Annotated in this window: 15 protein-coding genes; 11 read left to right on the top strand and 4 right to left on the bottom strand. The window is 71.1% G+C overall.

The genetic code is table 11. The features are described from left to right. The 6 genes from E1298_RS47780 to E1298_RS06405 form a co-directional block, all read left to right on the top strand. A partial coding sequence (locus E1298_RS47780) for a DUF4132 domain-containing protein (protein ID WP_165975330.1) occupies positions 1 to 471 on the top strand: 471 nt, incomplete at its 5' end. A 501-nt stretch (positions 472 to 972) separates the two neighbouring features. Next, a complete protein-coding gene (gene lanL / locus E1298_RS06420) occupies positions 973 to 3,864 on the top strand; it encodes a class IV lanthionine synthetase LanL (protein ID WP_131889927.1) in 2,892 nt (963 codons plus the stop codon). After that, entirely contained in the window at positions 3,861 to 5,771 is a 1,911-nt protein-coding gene (locus tag E1298_RS06415) for an alpha/beta hydrolase family protein (protein WP_131889925.1), read from the top strand. Before lanL ends, E1298_RS06415 begins: the two co-directional genes overlap by 4 nt. Positions 5,772 to 5,778: 7 nt before the next feature. After that, complete coding sequence (locus E1298_RS47775) at positions 5,779 to 5,931, top strand: VenA family class IV lanthipeptide (protein WP_165975329.1); 153 nt, start codon at positions 5,779 to 5,781, stop codon at positions 5,929 to 5,931. Positions 5,932 to 6,079: 148 nt separating this feature from the next. Further along, positions 6,080 to 7,912 carry an ABC transporter ATP-binding protein gene (locus tag E1298_RS06410; protein WP_165975328.1) on the top strand — a complete coding sequence of 611 codons (1,833 nt, stop codon included), beginning with the start codon at positions 6,080 to 6,082 and terminating at the stop codon, positions 7,910 to 7,912. Then, positions 7,909 to 9,624, top strand: coding sequence for an ATP-binding cassette domain-containing protein (locus E1298_RS06405; RefSeq protein WP_207944476.1), 1,716 nt, complete (start codon positions 7,909 to 7,911; stop codon positions 9,622 to 9,624). The genes E1298_RS06410 and E1298_RS06405 overlap by 4 nt, the downstream gene beginning before the upstream one ends. Positions 9,625 to 9,776: 152 nt before the next feature. Here E1298_RS06405 and E1298_RS06400 read toward each other — a convergent pair whose 3' ends face one another. Together E1298_RS06400 and E1298_RS49320 are read right to left on the bottom strand one after the other, a co-directional pair. Then, complete coding sequence (locus E1298_RS06400; RefSeq protein WP_131889921.1) at positions 9,777 to 10,172, bottom strand: hypothetical protein; 396 nt, start codon at positions 10,170 to 10,172, stop codon at positions 9,777 to 9,779. Next, the gene (locus E1298_RS49320; RefSeq protein ID WP_207944475.1) at positions 10,169 to 10,531 is read right to left on the bottom strand and encodes a hypothetical protein; all 363 of its coding nucleotides are present in this window, start codon (positions 10,529 to 10,531) and stop codon (positions 10,169 to 10,171) included. Before E1298_RS49320 ends, E1298_RS06400 begins: the two co-directional genes overlap by 4 nt. A 739-nt stretch (positions 10,532 to 11,270) precedes the next feature. Between E1298_RS49320 and E1298_RS06390 the strand changes: the two genes are divergently transcribed. Genes E1298_RS06390 through E1298_RS06370 form a run of 5 tightly spaced genes read left to right on the top strand, consistent with a single transcriptional unit; the run spans position 11,271 to position 13,680 of the window. After that, entirely contained in the window at positions 11,271 to 11,597 is a 327-nt protein-coding gene (locus E1298_RS06390) for a hypothetical protein (RefSeq protein ID WP_131889919.1), read from the top strand. A 52-nt stretch (positions 11,598 to 11,649) separates the two neighbouring features. Continuing rightward, positions 11,650 to 11,883: a hypothetical protein gene (locus tag E1298_RS06385; RefSeq protein ID WP_131889917.1), complete on the top strand. Its 234-nt coding sequence runs from the start codon at positions 11,650 to 11,652 to the stop codon at positions 11,881 to 11,883. Positions 11,884 to 11,894: 11 nt separating this feature from the next. Continuing rightward, complete coding sequence (locus tag E1298_RS49315) at positions 11,895 to 12,440, top strand: glycine-rich domain-containing protein (RefSeq protein WP_207944474.1); 546 nt, start codon at positions 11,895 to 11,897, stop codon at positions 12,438 to 12,440. A 24-nt stretch (positions 12,441 to 12,464) separates the two neighbouring features. Further along, complete coding sequence (locus tag E1298_RS06375; protein WP_131889915.1) at positions 12,465 to 13,268, top strand: phosphotransferase; 804 nt, start codon at positions 12,465 to 12,467, stop codon at positions 13,266 to 13,268. 4 nt (positions 13,269 to 13,272) lie between these two features. Continuing rightward, positions 13,273 to 13,680, top strand: coding sequence for a hypothetical protein (locus E1298_RS06370; protein ID WP_131889913.1), 408 nt, complete (start codon positions 13,273 to 13,275; stop codon positions 13,678 to 13,680). 212 nt (positions 13,681 to 13,892) lie between these two features. Here E1298_RS06370 and E1298_RS47770 read toward each other — a convergent pair whose 3' ends face one another. Beyond that, complete coding sequence (locus E1298_RS47770; protein WP_165975327.1) at positions 13,893 to 14,117, bottom strand: hypothetical protein; 225 nt, start codon at positions 14,115 to 14,117, stop codon at positions 13,893 to 13,895. A gap of 128 nt (positions 14,118 to 14,245) precedes the next feature. Then, positions 14,246 to 15,424 carry a helix-turn-helix domain-containing protein gene (locus tag E1298_RS06360; protein ID WP_131889911.1) on the bottom strand — a complete coding sequence of 393 codons (1,179 nt, stop codon included), beginning with the start codon at positions 15,422 to 15,424 and terminating at the stop codon, positions 14,246 to 14,248. Between the last annotated feature and the right edge of the window lie 115 nt (positions 15,425 to 15,539).

Raw genomic sequence — 15,539 nt, 5'->3', positions numbered from 1 at the left:
ACCGACGTGTGGATCACCGACCGGCCCCAGCGTTTCGTCCCGGCGGACGGCACCGGCCACACCTTCGCCGCCCTGGACCCGGTGACCGCCTCGGAGCTCCTCACCGACCACGCCCTCGCCCCCGAGGAGCGGACGGCCTGGCGCCTCACGCGCTTCGAGGGCATCACCGTCCCCGTGGGCGCGCTGCTCGCCCTGGAGAAGCGCGGCTGGGAGCGCGGCCGGCCCGAGGACAACGGCACCCAGAACTGGCTCGCCTACCCCGCCGGCTGCGCCTATGTCGTCCTGAGCCTGCACTGGGGCATCCAGATCGGCGACCCCTTCGGCCGCGACGAGGACAAGATCACCGACGTGTGGATCACCGACCGGCCCCAGCGTTTCGTCCCGGCGGACGGCACCGGCCACACCTTCGCCGCCCTGGACCCGGTGACCGCCTCGGAGCTCCTCACCGACCTCGCCTCCCTGGCCCCCTGACGCCGCGGCCGCCGTTCCATGATCGGTCCCAGGCCGCGCCCGCCGGCCTGTGATCGGCAATTCCGAATGACACTGCCGTTATTCGGATATTGCGGAAGAAGTGGACATTAAGGGCATGGGGTAAGGGTTCCTGATCATTTACGGGGCGGGATCGGGCGCCCGGAGGTCTGAGACGACTCGGCTCAACTTCTTTTTGTCAAGATCGAAGTCGAGTTCACGCCGTCAGTCAAGAATGCGAAAAGTCCTCTTGTGGACTTCGATCACCTCTGGAGTAACACCGGCAACAGGAGTCACGGCGAGAGATCTCCAAGGATAAGTTACCCACCATTCCTGTCGATTTAATTAAAAAAGGGGCCCTGGATTTTGTCAGGATTCGTGGTTAGCGTGGCCAATCGACAAGGGCAGATCGTCCGGATTCGACGCTCTTGGCAAGAGTGGTTTCGATCTTGTGCGCGACCCCGCCGATGAATATCGCAGCACACATGGGAGTGGAGATCTTTCATGGTCGACTTCAATTTGAGCGTCTTCACCGCGGCGTCGGCCGCGGATTCCGGAGATGCCGCTCTCATGGACGTGCTCACGGGGGCGCTCGGCCGGGCCTCCGCCCCGGAGCGATGGGCCACGGCGCGGACCGGCATCTGGTGCTCGGTCGCCCCCGAGGGGATGCCGCGGCGCCCGCAGGGCTGGAAGCTGCACGTTTCGGCCACCCCGGCGTCCGCGCCGGAGGTGCTCGGACGCTGCGCGGCGGTGCTTCTGGAGGCGGGCTCGGCGTTCAAGTTCGCCGCCTCGATCGACAGCGTCGTGGCGCTCAACGGGCGCAACACCTCGCGCGGCCATTCGGGCAAGTTCATTACGATCTATCCCGATAGTGACGCCGAGGCCGTCCGGCTGGCCGCCGAACTTGACCGGGCGACGGCCGGCCTGCCCGGCCCCCGAATCCTTTCCGACCGGCCCTATTCTCGGGACAGTCTTGTCCATTATCGGTACGGCGCGTTCATCGAAGAACGCCAGATCACCAATGACGGATTCTACGCCTGGATGATCCTTGATCCGGACGGCAACCCCGTGGAAGATCGGCGGATCGGCAGATACGTGCCTCCCTCCTGGGTGAGCTGCCCCTTCCCTGACAACGGTATGAGCATTACGCGGCGGGAAGGTGATGGCGGAGCTCGTTCAGGTGGAGACGGCAATAAGGTCATGATCGGGTCCCGCTTCGCGGTGCGGGAGGCGATCCGCCATTCCAACAAGGGCGGCGTGTACCGGGCCGTGGACACCGAAACCGGTGAACCGGTGGTGATCAAAGAAGCGCGCCCGCACGTGGACGCCGATCTCCAGGGGCGGGACACCAGGGAACGCCTGCGGGCGGAGTTCCGGGCCCTGGAGGCGATTCAGGACCTGGAGTTGGCGCCGCACCCCGTCCGGCTGTTCACCCAGAGCGGGCACCTGTTCCTCGCGCAGGAGATGATCCCGGGAACCGCGTTGCGGGAGTGGGCGCCCGATCTCATAGGCGAAGCGGGCTGGGGTCCCCATCTGGCCCCGGCGCTGGGCATGGCGCGCCGCCTGGCCGACCTGATGATCAGGGCGCATGCCGCCGGGCTCATCGTGCGCGACTTCAACCCCAACAACATCATGGTGCGCCCGGACGGTACCCCCGTCATGATCGACCTCGAACTGGCCGTGACCGGCGACGACCCTCAGGAGGAGCCGCCTCTGGCGGCGGGGACCCCTGCCTTCGCGGCACCTGAGCAGATGAAGGGCGCACCGATCCGGGCGGCGGCGGACTACTTCAGCCTCGGTGCGACCCTGTGCTACGTCTTCACCGGCGCCCCGCCCTACTTCCTGCCCGACAGCCCGCCGGCCAGGTCCCTGACGGACCGCCTGACCGAATGGCTGACGGCCCGCACCCAGGGCCTGGGCCTGCCCGCCTCCCTGACCGAGGCGCTCACCGGGCTGATGGCGGACGAGCCCGAACACCGCTGGACTCCCGAACGGGCGCGCGAGGCAATGGCGGGGTGGACACCGGCCTCCCAGCCCGAGCATCCCGAAGACCTCCCGGATCCAGACCGGCGGGTCACAGAAGCGATCGACGCCGGGATCGGCGAAGCCATCGACGACTCGGGAGAGGGCCATCCCGAGCCGCAGTGGCTGCGCGAAGCATGCGACGAGACCGTCGAAGGAATCACCGACTTCCTGCTCGCGTCCATGGAGCCGGAGTCGGCGCTGGCGCTGTGGCCCGCCTCCTGCGCCCATGGCGCGCTCGACCCCTGCAGTCTCCAGCATGGCGCCGCGGGGTGCCTGGGTGCCCTGGTGCAGTGCTACCGGCTCACTGCCGATGCGCGTCTCCCGCAGGCGATCGACGTCGCGGCGCGCTGGATCCTCAAGCGGCTGGAGGAGGACGCCAAACGGCAGTCCGGGCTGTACTACGGCACGGCGGGCACCGCGTGGTCGATGCTGGAGGCGGGCCTGGCGCTCGGCGACGACGGCCTGGTCGAAGATGCCCTTGCCGTGGCCGACAGGCTCCCGTCCGCGGTCGCCAGTCCTGACATGACCCACGGGACGGCGGGCATCGGCGTGACCGCCCTGCACCTGTGGGCCCGCACCCGGGAGGCGCGGTTCGCCGAGCGTGCCGGCGCGGCCGCCGACGCCCTGGTCGGCTCGGTCGAGGAGCGGCCGGGCGGGATCGTCTGGAGAACGCCGGCCGACCTGGACTCCAAGCTGGCCGGCGAGACCTACCTCGGGTTCGCGCACGGCGTCGCGGGCGTCGGGTACTTCCTGCTCGCCTACGCCGAGGCGGCCGGGCGCGCCGACTGTCGGGAACTGGCCGTCCGCGCCGGCGAGAGCCTGCTGGGCGAGGCCGTCATCACGCGGCGGTCGGCGATGTGGGGGGCCAGGGCCGGCGACGCGCCCACGGCTCCGTACTGGTGCCATGGCGCGTCGGGCATCGCGAGCTTCCTGGTCCGGCTGGGCCTGGCCACCGGTGACGCGCGTTTCGCGCGGGCCGCCGACCTGTCCGCCCAGGCGGTGACGGACCATGCGTGGCGCCCGGTGCTGGGGCAATGCCACGGCCTGTCCGGCACTGGCGACTTCCTGCTCGACATGGCCTCGCTCACCGGCGGCGCCCGGCATCGGGCCGCCGCCTGGCGGCTCGGCCGGATCATCCTCGCCTACGGCGCGCACCGCGACGGCCGGATCGTGTTCCCCGACGAGCGAGGGGAGATCTCGGCGACCTGGGGCGATGGCGTGAGCGGGATACTGGGCTTCCTCCTGCGGCTGCGGTACGGCTCGCCGAGGCTGTGGACGGCCGACGCGGCGACGGCCGACGCGGACGGTTCCGCCGGCGCTTCCCCCAACGGTGCGGTCGCCGGGACGATCGGCTCGGGACGGACGGCATGAGCGTGGCCGTGCCCGACCTTCCAGGCATTCCCAGCCGGTTCGGCTTCGCGTTCTCCGGTAACGGCCGGTGGGCCACCTGCCTGAGCACCGTCCAGGACCAGGTCACGCTGGAGAGATGGGACCTGGCCCGCGCGGTGCCGTCCCGCCGGGCGCTCGGCGGCGGCTCCACCGGCGCGGGAGGCGGCGGAGGCTGCGCCGGTACGGGGGGCGACGGCAGGGAGATCGTCGATCGGCGCAGCCGCCCGCTGCCACTGGACGACGGCCGCGTCCTGGTCGCGCGGGCAGCGGCCGGGGAACGCGGGGAGCCGGAAGGACACGGAACCGTGATCGCGGCGCAGGCGGACGGTGCGGACCTCGCCGTCACCCGCTCCTGGCCGGTCTCCTCGATGCTCGCCGGGTACCTGATGGCGGCCCCAGGGTCGCCGCAGGTGGTGGTCCTGGTGGCCGTGGAGGACGAGCGGCATTCGCGAATCTGGCGGCTGTCGGATTCCGCGCCGGCGATGGAGCCCGTCCTGCGGATCCCCGGCGTGCTGTCGGGCGGCGTCTGGCTCGACGACGGGCGCACGCTGGCCCTCGACCACACCGACGCGGGACGCCAGGCCGACTCGATCGTGGTGGACCTGCGCGAACGCACCTGGCGCCGGGTCTGGTCGGTCGCCGAGACGACGACCGACCGGATCGTCGCCTACAGCCCGCGGTCGCGCGTCCTGGTGCTGACCACCAACTCGTCCGGCGGTCGGCAGGCGGGCGCCCAGCGGATCGGGCTGTGGTCTCCCGGCGGCGGCCCGGTGCGGTTCCCCGAGGCCCTCAACCGGTCGGCCGGTGCCAGGACGCCGCTGACCTTCGACGAGAGCGGCGATCGGCTGCTGGTCGGCGAGGTGCACGGCGCCACGTCGCGGCTCCTGGTCTACACCCCGGACGGCGATCGGATCGAACCGATGCCGGGGCCACCGGGCACGCTGTGGCCGCCCGCCTCCTGGAGGGACGACCGGATCCACTTACGCTTCTCGGCCCCCGACCAGCCCCCGACCCTCGCGACGGTGCGCCGTCCCGCACGTTCCGGCTGGTCCCTGGCGGCGCGGCCCCCCGGCGCCTTCTCGGGCTGGAAAGGCGCCGAGCTCGTCGAGCTGCCAGGGCCGGCCGGACCCATCGAGGCCGTGGTCTACGGAGGTCCCCGCTGGCGGGAATGCCGCCGCCTGGTGATGGCGCTCCACGGCGGTCCCCTCTCCGCGTGGCGGTTCGAGTTCGACCCGCTCCTCCAGCACCTGGCGGCGGCCGGCATCGCCGTGGTCGCGCCCAACTACCGCGGCAGCACCGGCTACGGCGAGCGGCACCTGCGGGCGGTCATCGGTGACTGGGGCGGCCCCGATCTGCAGGACGTCGTCCACCTGGCGCGCGCCATCGCCCGCTCCCGCGACGACGCCGCGCAGCCGGGCCCGGTCCTGCTCGGCGGGAGCTACGGCGCCTTCCTGGCGCTGCTGGCGGCCTGCCTCGACCCGCGGCTGTGGTCCGGATGCGTGGCACTGGCGCCCTTCACGTCGGCCTCAAGCCTGTACCGCGACGCCGCCGATCCGGTCAGGGACCGCGTGGCGCGGTTGAACCGCCTCGAAGACGGCGGTGAACGGCACTCCCAGCGCGACATCCTCCGCGTGTGCGCCGCGCTTGAAGCGCCGTTGCTGCTGGCGCACGGAACCCGGGACGAGGTCATCCCGGTCGAGCAGTCCAGGGCGCTGCGGCGCCGCCTTCTCGAACTCGGCAGGACCGAAGGGGCCGGCTTCGACTATGTCGAGGTCGACGACGACCACACCAGCGTCGTCCAGGCATGGCCCTCGGTCCTGCGGAAAGCGGTGGTCCGCTTCTGCCTCACCGCAGAACGGACCTTAGACAGCGACCAGGAGAGGAGGTGAACCACACATGGATATCTTCGAAGGCGACCTCGTGGCAGCTCTGCAGGAACTGCCCGAGACCGACCCCATCGAGGTCGACGGGCTCCAGCTCGGCGGTACGTGCAGGTGCGATTGGGTGACGCTGATCCAAACCGTCTGCGTCACCGTCACCTCTTGCTAGTGGTGCCGATCACAGATGAGCGAGCCAGGATGAGTGAATGACCCCGGCCCGCAGACACCGGTTACGGACCGGCCGTCAGGCCGGTCCGTAACCGGACCCACTCCGTAGTCTACCGAACTACCGGCAATACCGAATGGAGTCGAAGGGCGTGGTATCGACAGAGCTCGCCGACACTGACGACTCTGGTACCGACGGCTCCGTCACCGCCCTCGCCGGACCGCGCGCCGCCTCCGCCGCGCAGCGCGCCGGGGGCAGGCGGCTGTTGCGCAAGGCCGTCTACCGCAACCGCGCGCTGATGGGCCTGCTCACGGTGCTCACGGCGCTCCGTGTCGCGGCGATGCTGGCGACGCCGGTCATGCTGGCCAGAGCGATCGACGCCGTCCGCACGGATGAGGGCATGGGCGCCGCCATGGTCGCCCTGACCCTCGTCCTCGCCGTCGCCGCCGTCGCCGATACCGCTGAGGACCTGGTGGGCGCCTATTGCGGCAGCCGCATCACCGCATGGCTCCGGCACAGCCTGATCGGACGGGTGCTGGAGCTCGGAGTGCCCGGCCAGCGGCGCTTTCCCACCGGGGACGTGCTCTCCCGGCTCACCGAGAGCGCCGGCGGCCCGGCCGGGTTCCCGGTCCTGCTGCTGTCGGCGGCCGCGTCCTTGGCGACCACCGTCGGCGCCGTGATCGCGCTGGCTCTGATCGACTGGTCCCTCGCCGCGGTCTTCGCGCTCGGCATCCCACCGGGGATCGTGGTACTGCGCGTCTTCGTCGTCCAGGCCAGCGAGCCGTTCTCGCGCTACCAGCGGTGCCAGGCGGAGATCGCGACCCGGCTGCTCGACGCCCGGCAGGGCATCCGGACGATCCGGGCCGGCGGCACCGCCGACCGCGAGGTCCGCCGCATCCTGCGACCGCTTCCCCGGCTGCGCCAGGCGGGGCACCGCACCTGGGCCGTGCAGGGGCAGGTGAGCTGGCGGCTCTCGCTCCTGGCCCCCGCGCTGCAGGTCCTGGTCGTCGGCGTCGCCGGGGTGCGCCTCGCCTCGGGCGACATCACCACGGGCCAGCTCGTGGCCGCCGCGTCCTACACCTCCCTGGCCATCGGCGCGGCCACGCTCTTCGACATCTTCGTCGCGCTGCTGAACTGCGAGGTCAGCGCCGGGCGGGTCGAAGAGGTCCTCAGCGCGCCCCCAGCCGTCAGGCCGCCCCCGCAGCCGATGCGGCTGCCGGACGGTCCCGGCCATCTGCGGTTGAGCCAGGTCACCGTCCGGATCGGTGACCGCACCGTGCTCGACCGCCTCGACCTGACGGTGCCCGCCGGAGCCTGCGTCGCGGTCGTGGGCGCGTCCGGGACGGGCAAGAGCGTGCTGGTATCGACCATTGGACGGCTCCTGGACCCCGCCGAGGGATCCGTCGAACTCGACGGCGTTCCCGTCACCGTCATCGCGCTCCCGCAGCTGCGCCGCGCCGTCACCTACGCCTTCGAGCGCCCCGCCCTGCTCGGCGCCACCGTGCACGACATGATCGCCTACGCGCGGCCCGAGGCGACCCGCGCCGAGGTGGTCCGGGCGGCCCGGACCGCGGCCGCCGACGGCTTCGTCCGGGCGCTTCCGGCCGGATACGACACGCCGCTCGCCCAGGCGCCCATGTCCGGCGGTGAGCTCCAACGGCTCGGCCTGGCCCGCGCGGCCCTGACGGACGCCCGGGTCCTCATCCTCGACGACGCCACCAACAGCCTCGACACGGCCACGGAGCTGAAGGTGACCCAGGCGCTCCGGACGCTGCTGACCCGCCGGACCAGCCTGGTGGTGGCGCGCCGCCCGGCCACGGCGGCCCGCGCGGATCTGGTCGCCTGGCTCGACGCGGGACGGATCCGCGCCCTGGCGCCCCACGCCGACCTGTGGCCGGACCCCGGCTACCGCGCCGTGTTCTCCGCCGACCCCGCGTCCCCGTCCGCCGTCCCGGCGCCGTGCCCGGACCCGGCCGGCCCATGAGCCTCCCGCCCGGCGCGCGGCTGCTTCGCCGCCACCTGCGCGGGCGGGGGCCGGCGATGCGCCGCCTCGCCGCGTGGTCCGTCCTCGAAAGCCTCCCCGCGTTCGCCTCGGGATTCCTGCTCGCCCAGGCCATCGACCGGGGCTTCCTGGCCGGCGAGCCGCTCGTCGGGCTGTGGTGGCTGGCGGCCCTGGCCGCCGTCTACGCGCTGGGCGCCGTGGGCACCAGGCAGATCTACCCCTGGCTCGCCGCCACCGTCGAGCCGCTCCGCGACTCCCTGGTCGCCGACGTCGCCGCCGCCGCCCTGAACCGGATGGCCGACCAGGCGGGCGGCACCGCGGGCGCCGGGGTCTCCCAGCTCACCGAGCAGGTCGAGGCCGTCCGGGCGCTGCTGGGCACCGCGCTGCGCAACGTCCGGCAGCTGCTGGCCGCCGGGCTCGCCGCGCTGCTGGGGCTGACGCTGCTCTCCCCGCTGCTGGGTCTGGTCATCTTCCTGCCGGTGGCGCTCGCGCTGACCCTGTTCGCCGCCTTCCTGGGCGTCCAGGTCCGCCGCTACCGGGCCGTCGTACGGCACGCCGAGCGCATCGGCGAGTCCGCCACCGCGATCGTCCAAGGTGTGCGCGACGTCGTCGCCTGCGCGGCCGAGGACCGCGCGGCCCGCACGGTCGCCGAAGCGATCGACGCGCAGGCCGAGGCCCTGCGCTCCTTCGCCCGCTCCCGCCTGGTCCGCCTCCCCGTGCTCGCGCTGGGCGTGCACCTGCCCCTGCTCGTCCTGCTCGCCCTGGCGCCCTACCTGACCGAGCACGGGCAGCTCACCGCGGGGCAGGTGGCCGGAGGGATCAGCTACCTCATCACCGGGCTCCAGCCGGGGATCATCCTCCTGGTCGACGCCGGCGGCACCCTCCTGCTCAGCCTCGCCGTGATCCTCGGCAGGCTCGCCGAGATCTGCACGGGCTCCGACCGGACGTCCCCGGCCACCCCGAAGAGCGTCGCCACGTCCTACGACATCGAGGCCGACCACGTGACGTTCGCCTACGCCCCCGAAGCCGAACCCGTGCTCGCCGACCTGTCCCTGCACATCCCCGAGGGCACCCACCTGGCCGTGGTCGGGCCCAGCGGCACGGGCAAGTCGACGCTCGCCAACGTGCTCACGGGCCTCGTCCAGCCCCAGCGGGGCGGCGTGACACTCGGCAAGGTGCCGCTGCCCGGCCTCGACACGGCGCACCTGCGGTCGGCGATCACGCTCATCCCGCAGGAGAGCTACGTCTTCGCCGGGACGCTGCATGAGAACCTCACCTACCTGCGGCCCCACGCCACCACCGCGCAGGTGGACGAGGCCGTCGACGCCATGGGCCTCACTCCGACCATGAGCCGGCTCGGCGGATACGACGCCGACATCCCCCCGGGAGGCGGCACGCTCTCCCATGGCGAACGCCAGCTCATCACCCTCGCCCGCGCGTACCTGTCCGCCGCGCCCGTCATCATCCTCGACGAGGCCACCTCCCACCTGCACCCCGCCGCGGAGGCCCGCGCCGAACAGGCCCTGGCCGGCCGCGAGGGCACGCTGATCGTCATCGCGCACCGCATCAGCTCCGCGCAGCGCGCCCACCAGGTGCTACTGCTGGACGGCTCGTCCCCGCTCCTCGGAACACATCACACGCTGCTCGACCTCAGCCCCCTCTACGCCGAACTGGTCGGGCACTGGCAACGATGACAACCGCCCGACCGCCTTTTCCGTACGGCCCGTCCGCCACCCCGACACTCTCGCCGAGCATCCAGCAATGCCGCGCTCGGGGGACGGGAACTTGTAGCTCGTGGTCGTGCCCACAGCGGCGCGCCCCGCCGAGTCCGCCGGCGCGACGTGAATCACTCACCGACACCGCGAGTCTCGCGCTTCTCGATCTCCTCGAAGATGTCGCTATCGGTCTCCTGCTGCCACGTCGGCAGCTCATCCCAGTCGGCAACGTAGGACGGCTTGGGCTCGGGGATGTGCTTGTAGATCTGGGCGATCCAGCACAGGGCGACGAAGCGCCCCTTCTGCTGACGGGACAGGTTGACGGTCGCTCCGTCCGCCGACCCCACGAACTGGGCAACCTGGGTGTAGACCGCGCTGGCAGCTTGCCGTTCCCAGCCGGGGGTATCGTCCCAGGGCGTGACGTATCCGGGCTTGGGTTCTCCCGGGAAGTACTTCCGCACCCGGGCAATCCACGCCGCGCGGAAGACGCGGCCGGGCTCGTCCTGCTGGAACTCCCGGGTTGTCATACGGCCTCCTCAAGTTGCGAAATGCGGTCGCTGAGCTGCGCCGCACGGCGGTCTGTCAACATCGGCTCAAGCTCCCCACGGAGGACCTGAAGCTTCCGACCGACATAGCCGGACGAACGGGTCTGATCGGCTAGCCCCGCAGCTTGAACGCCGTACTCAAGGGCTTGGTCGAGCTGGCGTGCCTGGGCACCGAGCACGGCCAAGTCGGTAAGGATGCTGCCCCGGCGGCGCAGCGACGTCGCGGTCTTTAGAGCTTCGGTCAGAGCCGCAGAGGCAAGGTCGGGACGGCCGAGCGCGGCGTAGCAAGTTCCCCGCTCCTCGGCGAGACGGGCGCCGTCGAACCGTAGCCATGTAGGCATGACGAACCTGCGCGCACGCCCATCGGTCGAAGGCCCTTGCCTCTTTGCTCGCGTCAGCGGCCAGCTTGTAGCAGTGCGCAGCGTCCGTGTACCTGTTCGCGTCGAACAGGATTTCTCCAGCGAGCTGGAGTAGATCACCGACCAACGTGCATAGCCGCTCATGGACGGTCTGAGAGTGGGCTTGCCGCAGCGTGCCAGTCAACACGCTGAGTTGTTGGTGGACCGTCGGGTACACCGCTCGCTTCGAGGATGACAGGGCGAAGACCTGCCAGAGGTGGGAGTTCAGCAGATCGAACTGGTCGATCTGCTCCGTGTCTTCAGCGTGGGCGACGGCGGGCGCGGGGATGGCGACCAGAGTTCCCATAATTGTCAGCAGGCGAAGCAGCTCCCGGCGGTTCATGCCCTCCAGTTCACCAGAGGACGAGCCCGAAGGGATCACCGCGTGGCCAGTCACGCGTTCGGAGAGCTGAGGGGCCGGCACAGGAAGCGACGCAGGTATGCCGCCCGGTTCGGGCGTGAGCAACTCGTCCAGCGAATCGTGCGAGATCCGCAAGTGTTCACAAAGCTTGGCGCGGTGGTGCGGCTGGGCGTGGACGCACCAGAGATGCACCACAGATGCGCCGCTGCTGCCCTGGGCTGCGTAGGCGGTTCTGGATTCCATGGTCGAAGCGAGTCACCAGCCGGGAGGTTCTCCCACTGCTATCCCACCTCCCGTGTTCCGAGACGACAGAGGATCACCATGAGTTTCGACAGGCCCCGCCGACACGGCGCTCCCACACTCGACGCTTCCCGGACGGACAGCTCCGGCCGCTCCGAGGACGAAGCACTGCTCGGGAAGATCGCGGCGGAGCTGGAAAGCCTGGGCGAGCGCGCAACGATCCGCCGGACCGGCAGCGGGCAGCCGTTCCTGTCCGCCTTCGGGGCGATCACGCGGTTCAACGAGGAGATCACCACCGTCCGCCGGGACGGCCAGATCCGCGCGATGTGGGCGTGGGACGAGGAGCTGCCCGCCGACCCCCGCGAGGCCGCCGCCGCCATCCGGCGCGTGATCAATCCGGCGGCGTGAGATGTCGGGCCGACACGCGGCCCCGTCCAACGGGCCGCACACGCCGCCGCCCGTGGCCGACGTCGAGCGGACCGACGGCAGTCACTTCGCCGCCGCGAACGAGCTGAGCAAGGCGGCGAACATCATCCGGCGCGCCATTGAGAGTCAGCCAGACGCCGGGCGGGGCCGGTGTTCGCACGACCCCGTCTGCCCCGGCCGAGACTTCGCAACAGCCAAGGGAGGTGATCTCACGGGTTCGACATATCGGGGGATCGGGTGCGGCGAACGGCGTCGCGCCTTTGACTAAGGAGCAGAGTCATGACGGTTGCGTTGGACAGCGTCACCGAGACCGGCAGGGACCCGCGCGAGCTGATACCGGCCGAGGCGTTCAATCTCCTGGTGGAGGACTTCCGCAAGGCCACCCACGCCAGCCACGACTACACCAGGCGGGTCGTCGGGCAGAGCCTCGTGTTCCTCAAGGCGGTAGGCGACATCCGCCAGGCCGAGCGCGAGGACCCCCGCAACTACGTCCGCATCGTGCCGACGCCGCCCGTAGACGAGGCGTGGCACCTCAGCCTCCAGCGGACTGAGGTGTACGTTCCGACGAGCCTGGCGTTCTGCGGGAGCTTCATCCACCACCGCCCCATCATGGACGACGACATCCGGTCGGGCGCGGCACTGGCGCGCACCATCCCGCAACTCCACGCCACGGGCTGCTTCGTGGACCCGGAGTTCTGGGAGGGCGAGGTGGGCACGAGCTGTTGTCCGCCCGAGTGCAACGACCAGAGCGGCCGGGACTGGCGGACGCTGGTCGACCGGAGCGGCTTCCTGCCGGTGGACGGCCCGCTCGCCATCCGTATCTGATCGAGTGATCTAGGAAGGGCTCACGTGCGTACCGACTGGACCGACCTGCCCGAGGAACTGCGCGCCGAGATCACGGCCCAGACCGGCCCGATCGGTCGCATCGTTCCGGCTCCCACGGGCAACCACGCGGACATCGCGTCCACCCTGGAGACCGGCGATGGCCGGGTGTTTGTGAAGGCCGCTCGCAAGCTGGCCGACAGGGACGGCCCGGAGGTCATGTCGCTGCGCCGTGAGGCCGCCGTGAACCCCGCCGTGCGCGAGTTCGCCCCCCGCCTTCGGTGGCAGGCCGAAGCCGGGGGGTGGCTCGCGCTGGGGTTCGAGCACGTGCAAGGCCGCCCCGCCGACCTCTCCACCGGGTCACCGGATCTGGAGATCTTGGCCAAGACCGTTCACACCCTCCAGAGCGCGCCCTGCCCCGATGTGCCGATGCTGTCAGGCGGGAAGCGCTGGCAGAGGTTCGCCGACGACCCCGCCCCGTTCGAGGGCAGCGCGCTGCTTCACACCGACCTCAACGAGGACAACTTCCTCATCACCGCCCAGGGCCGCGCCTACGTCATCGACTGGGCGTTCGTCACGCGCGGGGCGGCCTGGTTGGAACTGATGTTGCTGATCCCGTGGCTGATCAAGGCCGGGCACACACCGCAGGCCGCCGACCAGTGGGTCAGCCAGTTCCCCTCATGGGTCGCGGCCCCGCCCGCCGACCTCGACGCGTTCAGTGCCGCCTTTGCTCAGCAGTGGCGCGCGGCCAGCCAGGTACGGGATGACGAGTGGATCGCGCGGCATGCCGACCTGACGTCGCGGTGGGCTGCCTACCGGCTGAAGGAGTAGCCAGATGACCGACTGGACCCAGCACCACCCCACGCAGAAACTCACCGCACCCGATAACCAGATGGTGAACATCGACGTGGAGATGGTTCCGCTGGTGACCGCGCTATGGCGGTTGGGGTGCGTGACCAAGGTGTCGTGTCAGGACGCCGGGGAAGCCGTTCGTGAGGGCGGCACACGCACGCCCGAGGCCGACCGGCCGCGCGTGTCGGCCAAGCTGACCGGCCGGGCCTGGCTCGTGGTCCGGCACGACGACGTTCCGCGGCTGCTGGACATCTGGTCCGGACTCGGAACGCCGGACGACTGGATGGTGCGGCCGGTGAAGAAGGACCGCAATCCTGACGAGTGGCGGTCCATCGTGTTCCCCCGCGAGCTGATCTCGGCGGCGGCGCGGGCTGCTCACGCGGCCGGGTAGCTCTCGCCGTAGCAGTAGACACTACGGTGCTTGTTGGGACTCGGCGGGAGCCGGGGTGACGGTCTGAGTCAGTCGCTCGTTGAGGGCCTGCATGACACCACCGCCCCCCTCCACGGGGCCTCGCGCGGCCAGGCACGCCGCCGTCACCACGAACGGCATCAGCATCGCGGACACCTCCGCCGCCGCGTGCCGCACGTCCGAGCATGGTGCGATCAGACCGCCCGCCGACGACCGGAACCACGGCCACCCGTGCGGCCCGTCCGCCACCCCGACGCCTCGCCGAGCATCGGCAGCGCCGCGTCGAACACCCGCAGCAGCGCGGGCTCCCCATACCGGGGCACAACCTCGAACCCCCGCCGTCCCAGCTCCACGCCCAGCGCGTCCAGTCGTCGGTCACCCCGCCCGCCCTGGCCGCGCGGCTCACCTCCACATCCCACGAGTACAGCAGCGGCGGATCGCACGAACGCCGGACCATGAACATGTCACGCCCTCGTCTCATGTTTCGTAGTGGGACGAGCACGCTAAGTCCGCCCGGAAGACCTCCGGTTTCGCGCCGGGAATCGTCTCAGGCGAGGTTCATCCGCCAGGCCAGGCCCCGGAGGTCGCGGCCTGGGGCGCGGGTGAGGAGGTCGGCGATGAGATCCCTTATCAGGGGGTGGTTGTGGACCTGCTGGGGCGAGAGGCGTTCGGCTTGGCGTAGATCGTGGACGGCGCGGGAGTCGTGGCCGAACATCGCGTGCGCGCGTGCTCGTTCGATGCAGAGCGCCGCGCGTCTGTTGCCGGACGCCAAGGCGCGCGGGTTGACGCTGTCCGCGTAGGTCAGGGCCTCGCCCGGCTCGCCTGCCTCCACTGCGAGGGACGTCTGCCAGACGCCGACGTTGGCGGGGCCGAACAGCTCCCAGGCGTCCGGGGAGTCGCCCAGGGGTTCGGCGATGCGGGCCGCCTCGGCGGCGTTGTCGCGGGCACCGGCGTGGTCGCCGTCGACCTCGCAGGCCAAGGCGGCGGAGAGGCGGAGCATCCCGTAGACCTCGCGCGCGAAACGGTCGTCGCCGACGTGTGGTTCGAGGGTGTCGGCGGCCTGGCGGGAGGTCATGAGCGCACGAGGTCTGTTGGTCGAGCTGCGGGCGTGGGCGCGGCCGAAGGCGGCGGCGCCCGTCCACACGGGGTCGCTGAGCAGGTCAGCGGCCTGACGGGCGCGTTCCCCGCTGATCCAGGCGAGGTTCGTCTCGCCGAGGTGGCGGAGGGTGCAGGTCCCGTCGGAACCGCACGCGCGGATGAGCAGCCTCAGGGCATCCTCACGATCGGGACCGATGGTGTGGACGTAGAGTTCGCCGATGACCTGGGGGAGGAGCTGCACCACGGTGACGTAGTCGGCCTTGCGCAGCGCCTGGTCGGCGCGTTCGAGTTCCGTGCGGAGGAACTCGATGGGCCGGGCGGAGATGTCGGGCGGGTCGTCCGGAGCCGACTCCAGGAGGACGGTCTGCATCCGCACCAGGCTGAACCGGCGGCGGTCCGGGCGGATCTCGGGGGCGGGCATTCCGAGGAGCGCGTCCGCCGAGACCTCAAGGGCTTCGGCCAGCGCCGCGATGTCAGAGCGGCGCTCCAAGCGGAGCAGCCCGTTCTCGATCTTGCTCAACCATCCCTTGGAACGGCCGATCAGGCCGGCGGTCACTTCCAGGCTCAAGCCTCTTGCCCGCCGGGCGGCGCGGATGTTGTCGCCGATGCGGCGGGGGTCGTCGGTCATGATGAAACCTCATCGCGGTCGGGGTCCGCCCTTGCCACGGTACGTGTTGGCGGGGCGGGGGTGAGTCCTTTCGCGGGAGGCTGGGCTGCAGACCGTGTCGCGGGGACGGCTGGAG

It is taken from the genome of Actinomadura rubrisoli, from assembly GCF_004349215.1.
Taxonomy (GTDB): Bacteria; Actinomycetota; Actinomycetes; order Streptosporangiales; family Streptosporangiaceae; genus Spirillospora; species Spirillospora rubrisoli.
This window is presented reverse-complemented; position numbering and strand designations above follow the sequence as displayed.

Coding starts and splice junctions, on each gene's coding strand:
- lanL (WP_131889927.1), top strand. CDS start 973: ATGGTCGACTTCAATTTGAGCGTCTTCACCGCGGCGTCGGCCGCGGAT.
- E1298_RS06370 (WP_131889913.1), top strand. CDS start 13,273: ATGACCGACTGGACCCAGCACCACCCCACGCAGAAACTCACCGCACCC.
- E1298_RS47775 (WP_165975329.1), top strand. CDS start 5,779: ATGGATATCTTCGAAGGCGACCTCGTGGCAGCTCTGCAGGAACTGCCC.
- E1298_RS06405 (WP_207944476.1), top strand. CDS start 7,909: ATGAGCCTCCCGCCCGGCGCGCGGCTGCTTCGCCGCCACCTGCGCGGG.
- E1298_RS06360 (WP_131889911.1), bottom strand. CDS start 15,424: ATGACCGACGACCCCCGCCGCATCGGCGACAACATCCGCGCCGCCCGG.
- E1298_RS06400 (WP_131889921.1), bottom strand. CDS start 10,172: ATGACAACCCGGGAGTTCCAGCAGGACGAGCCCGGCCGCGTCTTCCGC.
- E1298_RS06390 (WP_131889919.1), top strand. CDS start 11,271: ATGAGTTTCGACAGGCCCCGCCGACACGGCGCTCCCACACTCGACGCT.
- E1298_RS49320 (WP_207944475.1), bottom strand. CDS start 10,531: ATGCCTACATGGCTACGGTTCGACGGCGCCCGTCTCGCCGAGGAGCGG.
- E1298_RS06415 (WP_131889925.1), top strand. CDS start 3,861: ATGAGCGTGGCCGTGCCCGACCTTCCAGGCATTCCCAGCCGGTTCGGC.
- E1298_RS49315 (WP_207944474.1), top strand. CDS start 11,895: ATGACGGTTGCGTTGGACAGCGTCACCGAGACCGGCAGGGACCCGCGC.